Source organism: Staphylococcus sp. 510 (assembly GCF_057219715.1).
Genome location: NZ_JBXVVK010000065.1, coordinates 1 through 213, shown reverse-complemented (window position 1 = coordinate 213; position 213 = coordinate 1). Strand labels below are relative to the sequence as shown.

Below are 213 nucleotides of genomic sequence, written 5' to 3'. Positions count from 1 at the left end.
AATCACAGGTAAAGCGGAGCCAAACTCAACAGTAACGGTAACATTCCCGGATGGTCATACAGCTAGTGGCACAACAGATGCAGATGGAAACTATGTTATCAATATCCCTTCAAGCGAAGACTTAAAAGGCGGAGAAACATTACCAGTTACAGCAACAGACAAAGCTGGAAACACATCTGAACAAGCATCAACAGTGGTAACAGATACAACAGC

1 protein-coding gene is annotated in these 213 nt (G+C 43.2%); it reads left to right on the top strand.

The window, feature by feature from the left end:
• Positions 1–213, top strand: a 213-nt coding sequence (locus AC2D8K_RS12660; protein WP_484698838.1) for an Ig-like domain-containing protein, incomplete at both ends; no start/stop codon positions are given.